A 10,930-nucleotide genomic window follows, 5' to 3' on the forward strand; every position below is an offset into this window, starting at 1 on the left:
CAGCACGACGGACTGGTAACGGCGATTCGATAATGCACATTATGTAAAGTAGCGCGTTCTGACGGTCCCCTCACGGTTGCTCGACAGGGGTCAGTCGCGCGTCAGGCCGGGCGGACACGCGTCCTCGTCCGGCCCGACGAGGCGTGCGTTGACCAGCGGGTTGTGCCGCAGTGCCGTGAGCACAGCGACGCTGGCACCGATGTCGGTCCAGGTGTCGTCCCAGAGGGCCGAGACGAGCCAGGAGCGATCCGCGGGAAAGAACAGGTCGGGCAACGCCCCGTCGCCGCGCAGGTGACCGGTCCGCCAGGTGAGGGCCTGTTCCGGCCCGGCCTCCACCAACAGGTAGGACCAGCCCCAGTAGAGGGACACTTTCGGAGCTTGTGGAAAGACGACGTCGTGGGCGCCGGTGTCGAGAAAGCCCAGCCACCAGGGCTGATCCGGCGTGCACGCGGCCAGCTCATCGATCACCGCGCGCTCGTGGGCGTCGAGACCGACGCCGGTGGGCGGGTGGAACGTGCCGTATGCGTCGAACACCGGCGGGATCGCGGTGGTGACCGACAAACCCTGCGTAGTGCGGCCGGCGAGCCAGGCGACGTCGCTGGCCGTGCCGATCCGCCACTGCCGCCCGTCCTTGCCGACCTGGACGCGGCCGGTCCGGGTTGTGGTGTCACCGGCGTGGGGTGCGGCGACGGCGGTGGGCGATGCCCATGGAGACCACCCGGGTCGGTCGGCCGCCGGCCACCGGTGCCCCTCGGGACAGATCCAGTTCAGGGGATCGTCCGGATCCCGGTACACCGTGGGTGTGCCGGGTAGACCACACTCGGGGCAGGTGGCGACGGGCGACGTCATGTCGCGCACCATACGTGTTTCTCGATCAGGGCCACCCGTTTTCGCACCGGTCCGGCAGGCACGTCGACCAGCTGGTACCCGTGCTCCTCGTACACCTCCTGGTGCACGCGCGCGAACGCCAGCGCGTCGGCGTAGCTGATCTGGCGCGCTGCGGTGTGTCGGATGAAGCCCAGCGGGCTGATCAGGAACACCAGGCGTTGGTAGGTGCGCTCGCGCACGATCCGGTCCAGCTCGGCGGTCAACGTCGGGCCGATCGGCCTGCCCAGGTGGCGGGCCAGTGCCAGGGTGCACAGCGGCGACCGGTCGTAGACGTGTCCCCTGTGGCGCAGTGCCTCGATCATGGTTGTCTTGCCGGCGCCGGGCGCTCCCGTGAGGACGTACCGCTGGGGTTTTGGCATCTCCTCCCCCTCCCTCGGCCCTCTTCCCGAGAACCTGAAAATGCTGCATAATATCCCTTATGCATGACAAACAGGACGAATCGCTCGCGGTGCTGATCGAGGAGTTCCTGACGGCGCGGGCCACCCGCAAGCCCTCCCCCCACACCCTGGCCGCGTACCGCAGGGATCTGCACGCGGTCGCGGCTCTGGTCGCGGAAACCCCTCCCCTCCCCCTGGACTCGTTGTCGATCACCGACCTCTCCCCCCGGGTGATGCGGGCGGCCTTCGCCCGGTTCGCCGCTCCCCGCTCGCCGGCGTCGGTGCATCGGGCCTGGTCCACCTGGAACAGCTTCTTCACGTTCCTGGTCGCGGACGGGTTCGTGGCGGGTAACCCGATGCCGGCGGTCGGGCGACCTCGGGCGCTACTCCCCCAGCCGAAGCCGCTACGCGGCGCGGACACCCCCGAGGTGCTGCTCGCGTCCGCCGCGCGCGACGACGGTCGGCAACGCGACCCGTGGCCGGAGCGGGACGTCGCGGTGTTGGCGGTGGCGCTCTGCGCCGGGCTACGCCTGTCGGAGTTGTTGGCGTTGCGCGTCGACTCGCTCGGCGGTCGGCCCGGGGAGCGGCGGGTCGAGGTGGCGGGCAAGGGCGGGCGGCCTCGGGTGGTGCCGATCGAGGCGGACCTGGACCGGGTGCTGCTGGACTACCTGGACAGTCGGGTGCGGCGCTTCGGTTCACGGTCGGTACGCCCCGACTCGGCGTTTCTGGTGGACCGGCGTGGCGAGCCGTTGCGTCGTGGTGGCCTGCAGTATCTCGTCGAGTCGTGTTATCGGCGGGCGGGCATCGGTGACCGGGTGCCGCGGGGGGCGCGGCTGCACGCGCTGCGGCACACCTTCGCGACCCGGTTGGCGGAGGACGGTGCGAGCGCGGCGGAGATCATGCGGTTGTTGGGGCACGCGTCGTTGGCGTCGTCGCAGACGTACATCGAGGTGACGGCCGGGCAGCAGCGCGACGCGGTCCGCGCCAACCGGACCAACCGGGCGCTGGCGGGTCTGGTGCCGCCGGGGTGAGTGGGTCAGTGTGCGCGGTGTCCGGTGCCGTCGGCGGTGACGGGCAGCGGGCCGAGGACGGCGTTGATGATGTGGATGCGGGCGTTGGTGGCCTGGTAGTCGGCGCAGACGGTGTCGGCGCGGTCGGCGAGGCGGGCGGTGGGTCCGGTGCGGGTGACGGTGACGGTGACGCCGTCGAGGGTGGTGGCGGTGCCGGCGGTGGTGAGGTCGGCGATCGGGTGGGTTCCGGTGATGAGGTGGGCTTTCAGCAGGGTGCGCAGTTGGTCGGTGTGGTGGGTCATGAGGTCGTCCCAGTTGTCCTCGGAGAACGTGGCGGCGAAGGCGTCGTCGGAGGGCGCCAGGACGGTGACGCCGGCGTCGGCGGGCAGGTCGGTGAGGACGCCGCTGGTGCGCAGGGCCGCCTCGAAGGTGGTGAGGGTGGGGATCCAGCGCAGCGCCTGGTCGACGGGTTGACCGGCGAGGAAGCTCGGGTTGCCGGGTTCGGTGCCGGTGGGCAGGGCGGCGCAGAGTGGCCCGGTGACCTGGGGTGCGGTGGTGGTCGGCGCGGCATCCGCGTGGGGAGCTGCGGGGCTGCCCGTGCAGGCGGCGAGCAGCAGGGTCGGTAGGAGCAGGCCGAGCGTCCGTCGGACGCCGTGCGGTCCGCCGGATCGGCGGGGGTGTCGCGGTGTGGTGGCGGGGTGCGACACGGTGGCCTCCACGGGGTTGGTGGGTGGTGCGGTGCCGGCGGCGGGGCGTCGGGCCCGCGCCGCCGGCACGGCGGCTCGCTAGTTGTCGGTCACGGTGCCGCAGTTGTCGGTCAGAGTGCCGCGCACTGGGTGGTGCGGGGGCCGTGGACGGTGTTGGCGACGCCGAGGTTGGTCGGGGCGGTGCTGTTCGCGGTGCAGGTGAGCGGGCCGCGGATGGTGTTGCCGGCCAGCAGGGGTGCGTCGGTGCCGGTGGTGTTGCCGGACAGGTTGACCGGGCCGGCGATCGTGACGTCGATGATGGAGATCGCGTCGGTGGTGTTGGTGATCTGTAGCGGCCCGTTGACTGTGGTGTCGGCGAGGAGGACGCCGGCGGCACGGGTGGCGCTGACTGGTCCACTGATGGTCGTTCCGGTCGCGACGAGTGCGGCGCCCGTCTGGACGGTGACCGGGCCGTTGATGGTGGCGTCGTCGGCGCAGGTGAAGCCGGATACGACCAGCGGTCCGTTGCGCCGGCCGGTGAGGGTCGGGTAGACGCGTTCGCCGTCGGTCAGCTTCTCCACGCCCTTGGTGTCGAGCAGCAGCGGGATCAGGCCGCGTTCGGGCTGGTTGAGGGGTACGTAGTAGCCGTCGCCGGTCTTGATGACCTTCCAGCCGTGTGCGGCGATGCGCTGCGCCACTGTGGTGCCCGCACCGCCTGGTCCGTCGGTGCGGGCGCCGTTGTACTGCGCGTCGGTGAGTTTGTAGGCGCAGGGCGCGTTGTCGAGGATCAGGTCGGCGGGTGGCGCGTCGAGTGGTGGTGGGCTGTCGCCGGGGTGTGGTGCCGGGTGGGCGGGGATGGGGCGGGATCCGCGGAAGACCAGCCGGCCGGTGTTGGCGGCCTGGGATTCGATGGCCTCGGCGCGGGCTTTCAGGATGTCGGCGCGGTCGGTGCGGTGGTAGTCGAGGAACTGGTGGAACGTCCACAGGGCGGAGTAGGTCTTGCGGCGCCGGTTGTTGGCGGTGTTGCCCTCGTCGGGGCGGGTCTGGCCGCCGGAGCTGCGTAGTTCCAGCAGGGAGTTGGTGACGTTCTTGAGGCCGAGGGTGTTGCGCAGGATGGTTTCCTCGCTGAGGCCGACGTTGCCGCCGCCTTCGCAGCCGTAGGGGCAGGCCCACCAGCCGGCTTCGGCGCCCTTGGCGTACATGTGGCCTTCGATCATGTCCTGGGACTGGTCGAAGATGGGTTGGGCGACGTTCTGGTGTCGGGGTGGCAGCATCGGCAGGTCGCCGGCGCGGGAGTTGCCGAATTCGTGGCCGTCGTAGCCGGCGACGGGTCGGTAGTCGCGGACCATCTTGATGTACGCGGTGGTCTCGGGCTGGCGGATGAGCGAGTAGTCGCGGTTGAGGTCCTGGCCGGTGGAGTTGCCGCGGGTGTTGTTGGCGCGGCCGTCTCCGTTGATGGTGGGGACGATCAGGACTGTGGTGCGGCTGAGCAGGTCCGTGATGCGGGGGTCGGTGCTGAAGGCGAGTTGGCGGGCCATGATGAGGCAGGCTTCGCGGTCGCCGGGTTCGTTGCCGTGCACGTTGCAGTTGATGGCGACGGGCGCGGTGGCGGCGACGGCTTCCGGGGTGGTTGCCGGGGTGGGGTGTCCGATGACCAGCATGTTGATGGGTCGGTTCTGGACGGTGCGGCCGAGTTCGACGACGCGTACGCGGTCGCTGAGGGTGTCGATGGTGGCGGTGTAGGCGTACTCGTCGGTGTCGCTGGTGTATTGCGCGGCGTGGGTGGTTTCCCATTGGGTGCGCAGGTTCTGGCCGGGGGTGTCGGGGTTGCCCCAGGGTGCGGTGGTGGTGGCGGTGACCGGCTCGGAGTAGGGCTGTTCGGTGGTGCCGGTGCGGGCGCGTACGCGCCATTGGAAGGTGTCGCCGGGGTTGTAGCCGGCGTCGGCGAAGGTGGGTGCCTGTTGGTTGATCTGGCGGTTGGGTCGCCAGATGCCGACGATGGTGGGTGCGCCGGTGGGGGTGTTGTCGGCGTCGACGGGGGTTCGCTCGATCTGGTAGTCGGTGGCGCCGTTGACGGGTTGCCAGGCGAGGGTGGTGTATCCGTCGGCCTGGTGGGCGGTGAGGGCGGTGACCTGGTCGGGTGGCGCGGCGCGTTGGGCGTTGGCGGGGGTGGCTGCGGTGGTGAGGGTGACGGCGATGAGGGTTGACACGGCGATGAGGGTGGGTCGCTTGCGTCTCATGTGGCCTCCGACGAGTTGATCGTGGCGCGTATCGATCAGCATGATCGTCGGAGTTCGTCGATGCAATGATCTTGAGGGAATCTTGCGACTCGGTGGTCCGCTCCCCCGCCCTTGTCAGGCGTCGATGGTGGTGGGTTCGCCCGGTGGGAGCCAGCGGATGCTGTCGCGCGCGGGAGACGGCGCGGCGGTGAACGCCCGCTCGATGACCTCACGGGGTTCCTGGAAGTGTTGCCAACCCTCGTAGTGCACCGGGATCGCGGTGTGGGGCCGCAGGGCGGCACACAGTTGCGCGGCTCGCCGGGCCGTCATCGAGTAGCGCAGCGGCCCGGTGATGGGAAATCGCACTCCGCCCAGGTGCAGCAGTACCGTGCCGACCCGGATGCGGGTGGCGACCTGGCGTACCCGGCGGGTCAGCACGGTGTCGCCAAGGATCCACAGCGCGCCGTGTTGTTGCCCGGCCCAGCGCAGGGCGAAGCCGATGACGGCGCCGACGATCGGGCCGCTCAGCGGCGGGCCGTGCCGGCATGGCGTGGCGGTCACCTCGATCGTCGGTCGTCCGGGGTGCGTGAGCCGGGTGCTCTGCCCGGCGCGCAGGCCGCGGGTCTCAGGGCCGAGCCGGCGTGCGGCGGGCACGGTGGTGAGGACCGTGCCCGCCAAGCTCAGGAGCGCACGGCCGGTGTCGTCGAGGTTGTCGCCGTGGTGGTCGTGGCTGAGCAGGACCGCGTGGATCGGCCCGAGGTCGGCGGCGGGGATCGCCGGGCCGGTGACCTTGCGCGACGAGGTGCCCCAGCCGAAGGTGTAGCGCCGCCCGGGTGGGTCGAAGGTGGGGTCGGTGAGCAGCCGCCACCCGCCGATTTCGATCAGCGTGGTGGGGCCGCCGATGTGGGTGATCCGCAGCTGGTGTGCGGTGCTCACCGGGCGTGCCGCAGGGCCCAGTCGAGGGCGACGTCGGCGATGCGCTGCCAGCCCTGCTGGGCGGGCAGCAGGTGCGCGTACCCGTCGAAGAGCTCGACCTCGGTGATGGTGTCGCCCTTGTAGTGCACGGCGTTGGCGCGTTGCACGCTGGGCGGCATGATGTGGTCTTCCGAGCCGGAGATGAACAGCAGCGGCGCGCGCTGGTCGTTGTGGTAGTTGACGGCGATGTCCTGGGGGCCGGGCAGCAGGTTGGCCAGGACGCTGTCCCAGAGGATGCCGCCGGCGGCGGGGATGGCGTAGCGCTCGTACAGGGCGCGGGCGGTCTGCTCGTCGAAGGTGTTGGTGAACGCGTAGTTCCACTGTTCGAAGGTGAACCCGACGGCGCGGTGCCGGTTGGCGGGGTTGCGCAGCACCGGGAAGGTGGAGCGCAACTGCGAGAAGGGAGTCACCTTGACGCCTTCGGTGGGTGCCGAGTTGAGTACGACCGCCGAGGCGCCGTAGCCGCGGTCGAGCAGCACCTGGGTGAACGCCCCGCCGGCGGAGTGGCCCATGATGATCGGCGGCTTGGGTAGCGCGGCGACCACATCGGTGAGGTGCGCGATGACCTGCGGCGCGGTCAGCGTCTCCAGGGGGCTGGGGTCCGCGTTGACCGCCTCGACCTCGCCCTCCAGCCCGGGGTAGGTGGGGGTGAGCACTCGGAAGCCCTTGTCCTGGTAGTGGGTGACCCAGTGTTCCCAGCTGCGGGGGGTGACCCAGAAACCGTGGATGAGGACGATCGTGTCCGGCGTGTCGCTCATGGTCAGCTCCGTGATCGTCGGGGTGGCGATGGCGCAACGGCGGTGGTGTTCGGTGGGTCCACCCTAGACATTCGTGAGCCGTGATGCGGCCGGTTGGACGATGACGCTCAGCCGAGGTCGACCAGCAGGGGCCGGTGGTCGGAGATGGTGGACGGTGGCGCGGTGACGGCGCGTACCGGTGGGAGATCGGCGAGGGCGTGCCGGTCGGCGAGGATGTGGTCGAGTTGGACGCGGGGCTGCCCGGAGGGGTAGGTGGGGCGTCGGCCCAGGGGGTGCCAGCCGGAGATGAGCCGGGCCGCGCCGGCGGGCAGGTTGAGGTCGCCGAGCAGGACGCGGGGGCCCGGTAGCGCGCGCAGGGCGCGCACGGTCTGGCGCAGTTGGCGGGCGTTCCAGCCGGGCACGAAGGACAGGTGGGTCGCGGCGACGGTGAGGGGGCCGTGGGGGGTGTCCAGGACGGCGGCGAGGATCACGCGGGGTTCGTCGTGCAGCAGGATGAGGCCGCCGCGGGGGCCGGGCACGTAGACCGGTGAGCGCACGGGCGCCGGTTTGAGTCGGGTCACCTGCCAGCTGCGTACGGGGTGTCGGCTGATCAGCCCGATGCCGTAGCAGGGTTCACCGTGGCCGTCGTCGTCGTGGCGCAGCGGGCGGAACCGTTCGCCGGGGGTGCCGACGACGGCGGCGGCGAAGCGGTGGTGGGGCGCGTCGAGGGCGCGGGCGGCGATGGCGGTGAGGTCGAGGTTGCCGCTGCGGCGTTGGTCGCGGTCGACCTCCTGCAGGGCGAGCACGTCGGCGTCGAGGGCGCCGATGGCGGCGGCGAGTCGGTCGGAGTCGACGAGCCCGTCGGTGAGGGACCGTCCGTGCAGCAGGTTGAAGGTGGCCAGGCGCACTCCTGCACCTTACGTGCCCATGGCATGGTTGCCGGGTGGTCAAGGTGTTGCTGTGTTCAGTGCTGGTGTTCGTGGCGGTCGGGGCGTTGGGGGTGTGGTTGCGGCGTACGCGAGGTCGGTGACCGGGTGAGGCTGGCCACTTGGGCGCCGGCGGGGCGCGTCGGGTGGGCAGAATTGCCGCCCGTGGACGCCGTATCGCTGAGTACCCTGCTGGCCGCCGCCGCGATGGCCGGGTGGGTGGATGCCGTGGTCGGTGGTGGCGGGTTGTTGCTGCTGCCGGCGTTGCTGGTGGCCGCCCCGGGGTTGCCGGTGGCCACCGCGCTGGGCACGAACAAGTTGGCCGCGATCTTCGGTACGGCCACGGCGGCGACGACGTACGCCCGCAGGACGACTGTCGACTGGCGGGTGGCGGGGCCGGCGGCGGGGTTGGCGGTGTTCAGCGCGGGCGTGGGCGCGGCGCTCGCCGGGGCGGTGCCGGCGGCGGCGTACCGGCCGGTGGTGTTGGTGGTGTTGGTGGCGGTGGCGGTGTTCGTGCTGCTGCGCCCCCGGCTGGGGGTGGTGGCGGCGCCGGCGAAGCGCACTCCGGTGCGGGTGGCGGCGGTGATCGCGGTGGCCGGGGTGGGGATCGCCCTGTACGACGGGTTGATCGGTCCGGGCACCGGCACGTTCCTGGTGTTGGCGTTCACCGCTCTCGTGGGCGCGGACTTCGTGCACGGCTCGGCGATGGCGAAGGTCGTGAACGCGGGGACGAATCTGGGCGCGCTCGTGGTGTTCGGGGTGACCGGGCACGTGTGGTGGCTGTTGGGCGCGGGCATGGCGGTGTGCAACATCGCCGGCGCGGTGCTGGGGGCGCGGATGGCGTTGCGCCGCGGCTCCGGGTTCGTGCGGGTGGTGTTGCTGGTGGTGGTGGTGGCGTTGGTCGCGAAGCTGGGCTACGACCAGTGGGTGGGCTAGTTGCGGCGGCTGGGTGAGTCGAAGCGCCCGGCGCGGATCTCGCGCAGGGCCCGGCGGCGGGTGTCGCCGCGCAGGGTGTCGACGTAGAGCCGGCCGCCCAGGTGGTCGGTCTCGTGTTGCAGGGCGCGGGCCAGGAACCCGCTGCCGGCGATGGTCAACGGTTCGCCGTGCTGGTCCACACCGCGCGCGGTGGCGTGCAGGGCCCGCACGGTCGGGAAGTACAGCCCGGGGATGGACAGGCAGCCCTCCTCGTCGTCCTGGAGCTCGTCGGACAGCTCCAGGGTGGGGTTGATGAGGTGGCCGCGGTGCCCGTCGGCGTCGTAGACGAACACCTGGGCGCTGACGCCGATCTGCGGTGCGGCGACGCCGGCGCGCCCGGGGGCGCCGAGCAGGGTGTCCATCAGGTCGGTGACGAGGGCGCGCAGCTCGGCGTCGAAGGTGGTGACCGGTTCGCATCCGGTGCGCAGGACAGGGTCGCCGATGATCCGGATGGGCCGCATGGTCATGCGGGTCAGCGTATCGCCGTCCGGTGCGGGGGTCAGCGCCCGGCCAGGGTGGCGCGGATCGGGGTGGTCTTCGCGGCGGCCTCGGCGACCTCGGCGCTCGGGTCGCTGTCCCAGGTGATGCCGCCGCCGGCCCAGGTGTGCAGCCGCTCGCCGTCTGCGGCGGCGGTGCGGATGGTCAGGCCGAGGTCGACGTGACCCGGGGCGACCCAACCCAACGCGCCCATGCTGGCGCCCCGCCCGACGGGTTCGAGGGCGCTGATCTGGGTCAGGGCGGCGAGTTTCGGGGCGCCGGTGACGGAGCCGCCGGGGCAGGTGGCGCGCAGCAGGTCGGCGAGGCCAAGGCCGTCGGCGGCGGTGGCGCGGACTGTCGACTCGGCCTGCCACAGGTCGCACCAGCGGCGCACGGCGAACAGGTCGTCGACGGTGACGGTGCCGGTGCGGGCGACGCGGGCGAGGTCGTTGCGTTCCAGGTCGACGATCATGATGTGTTCGGCGCGTTCCTTCGCGCTGGCGAGCAGTTCGGCGCGGCCGGCGGCGGTGGCCGGGCGGGTGCCCTTGATCGGTCGGGTGATCACCTGCCCGTCGCTGACCTCGACGAGGGTCTCCGGGGACGCGCAGCCGATGGCCCAGCCGTCGCCGGTGAGGACGCCGCCGTAGCGGGCGCCGGGGAGCGCGCCGAGGCGGCTCAGGGCGGGCAACGGGTCGCCGGTGTAGGGGGCGCGGGCGTGGCCGACGATGTTGCTCTGGTAGACGTCGCCGCGGCCGATGGCGGCGCGGACCGCGTCGACGGCGGCGGCGTGCTGGTGGGGGGTCCAGCTCTCGGTCCACTCGCCGAGCCACCACGGTGACCCTGCGCCGGGCCGGGTGGCCCGGGTGGGGCCGTGGCCGTAGACGACGACGGCGAGGTCGGGCAGGTTCGGCGCGGGTTCGGGCGCCCCGGTGGGGGCGCCGGCGAGCAGCGCCCCGGCGGCGGCGGAGAGGTACAGGGCCGCGCCGCAGACCCCGGCGCCGTGCTGGGCGGGGGCGGGTCGGGTCAGGTCGTGCAGGGGCAGGCCGTGCGCGGCGAGGAACTCCTCGGCGAGGGCCGCGGGGTCGCCGCCGTCGCCGCGGGACCAGTGCAGTCGGGCGCGTTCGACGAGCGCGCCCCGGCACGCGGCCGGCGCGGCCGGTACATCGACCAACGCGACTTGGCTGCGGTCCGCGACACAGACCTGTGGGAGCGTTTCCACGCCGTACGGTCCAACCTTCCTCATCCGTTCAGTGGATTTCCCGCGCACCAGGCGTGCACCTGCTCGATGCTGGACACTTTCGCTTGGTACTGTGCGTCACTGGTCATGTGAACCATGACACAGTGCCCCCACAGTCCGGAGAACCCGATGTGCCAGCACCAACCGACCTGCCCCTCCGCTGAAGCCACCGATCGGGAAGCCGCGCGGGTCCTCGCCTGCTTCCGTGAGCAGGGCTGGAGCCTGCTCTGCAACGGTGTCATCGTTTTCGAGGACACCGGCGAGTTGCTTCCCGACGGCAGCAGCATCGCACCGCACCGCGGCCCCGCCCGCCACGCCCTCGTGGCCTAACCGACCACTCAGAGTTACCGAATAGCCGCCGTCGACCCAGGCTAGTCCCCCGGTAAGGGACGTCTCCGCCCAGGTCGCAGCGGCTGCCGGGGC

General features: G+C 71.7%; 12 protein-coding genes. 3 read left to right on the forward strand and 9 right to left on the reverse strand.

Annotated elements, in window-relative coordinates:
• Nucleotides 1–90: 90 nt before the first annotated feature.
• Nucleotides 91–849 carry a hypothetical protein gene (locus tag IW248_RS33000; protein WP_231396255.1) on the reverse strand — a complete coding sequence of 253 codons (759 nt, stop codon included), beginning with the start codon at nucleotides 847–849 and terminating at the stop codon, nucleotides 91–93.
• On the reverse strand, nucleotides 846–1,247 hold the full coding sequence (locus IW248_RS09740; RefSeq protein WP_196926686.1) for an AAA family ATPase: 402 nt from the start codon (nucleotides 1,245–1,247) through the stop codon (nucleotides 846–848). The genes IW248_RS33000 and IW248_RS09740 overlap by 4 nt, the downstream gene beginning before the upstream one ends.
• Before the next feature lie 59 nt (nucleotides 1,248–1,306).
• Between IW248_RS09740 and IW248_RS09745 the strand changes: the two genes are divergently transcribed.
• A complete protein-coding gene (locus tag IW248_RS09745; protein WP_196926687.1) occupies nucleotides 1,307–2,296 on the forward strand; it encodes a tyrosine-type recombinase/integrase in 990 nt (329 codons plus the stop codon).
• Nucleotides 2,297–2,301: 5 nt separating this feature from the next.
• Here IW248_RS09745 and IW248_RS33685 read toward each other — a convergent pair whose 3' ends face one another.
• The 5 genes from IW248_RS33685 to IW248_RS09770 form a co-directional block, all read right to left on the reverse strand.
• Complete coding sequence (locus IW248_RS33685) at nucleotides 2,302–3,051, reverse strand: fasciclin domain-containing protein (RefSeq protein ID WP_196926688.1); 750 nt, start codon at nucleotides 3,049–3,051, stop codon at nucleotides 2,302–2,304.
• 41 nt (nucleotides 3,052–3,092) lie between these two features.
• Nucleotides 3,093–5,201, reverse strand: coding sequence for a M14 family zinc carboxypeptidase (locus tag IW248_RS09755; RefSeq protein WP_196926689.1), 2,109 nt, complete (start codon nucleotides 5,199–5,201; stop codon nucleotides 3,093–3,095).
• Nucleotides 5,202–5,315: 114 nt separating this feature from the next.
• Entirely contained in the window at nucleotides 5,316–6,116 is an 801-nt protein-coding gene (locus tag IW248_RS09760) for an MBL fold metallo-hydrolase (protein ID WP_307787891.1), read from the reverse strand.
• Nucleotides 6,113–6,913, reverse strand: coding sequence for an alpha/beta hydrolase (locus tag IW248_RS09765; RefSeq protein ID WP_196926690.1), 801 nt, complete (start codon nucleotides 6,911–6,913; stop codon nucleotides 6,113–6,115). Before IW248_RS09765 ends, IW248_RS09760 begins: the two co-directional genes overlap by 4 nt.
• A gap of 107 nt (nucleotides 6,914–7,020) precedes the next feature.
• Nucleotides 7,021–7,800, reverse strand: coding sequence for an endonuclease/exonuclease/phosphatase family protein (locus tag IW248_RS09770; protein WP_196926691.1), 780 nt, complete (start codon nucleotides 7,798–7,800; stop codon nucleotides 7,021–7,023).
• Between the two features lie 183 nt (nucleotides 7,801–7,983).
• Between IW248_RS09770 and IW248_RS09775 the strand changes: the two genes are divergently transcribed.
• Nucleotides 7,984–8,754 carry a TSUP family transporter gene (locus tag IW248_RS09775; protein WP_307787892.1) on the forward strand — a complete coding sequence of 257 codons (771 nt, stop codon included), beginning with the start codon at nucleotides 7,984–7,986 and terminating at the stop codon, nucleotides 8,752–8,754.
• On the opposite strand, the gene def is transcribed toward IW248_RS09775, so the two are convergent.
• Nucleotides 8,751–9,260 carry a peptide deformylase gene (gene def / locus IW248_RS09780; protein WP_196926692.1) on the reverse strand — a complete coding sequence of 170 codons (510 nt, stop codon included), beginning with the start codon at nucleotides 9,258–9,260 and terminating at the stop codon, nucleotides 8,751–8,753. The two genes, IW248_RS09775 and def, sit on opposite strands and share 4 nt — an antisense overlap.
• A 32-nt stretch (nucleotides 9,261–9,292) precedes the next feature.
• Entirely contained in the window at nucleotides 9,293–10,513 is a 1,221-nt protein-coding gene (locus IW248_RS09785) for a chorismate-binding protein (protein WP_372432084.1), read from the reverse strand.
• 123 nt (nucleotides 10,514–10,636) lie between these two features.
• Here IW248_RS09785 and IW248_RS09790 point away from each other — a divergent pair, with 123 nt between their 5' ends.
• The gene (locus IW248_RS09790) at nucleotides 10,637–10,837 is read left to right on the forward strand and encodes a DUF5999 family protein (RefSeq protein ID WP_007460326.1); all 201 of its coding nucleotides are present in this window, start codon (nucleotides 10,637–10,639) and stop codon (nucleotides 10,835–10,837) included.
• Nucleotides 10,838–10,930: the final 93 nt, after the last annotated feature.

The sequence above is a fragment of the Micromonospora ureilytica genome, from assembly GCF_015751765.1.
GTDB classification, from domain to species: Bacteria; Actinomycetota; Actinomycetes; order Mycobacteriales; family Micromonosporaceae; genus Micromonospora; species Micromonospora ureilytica.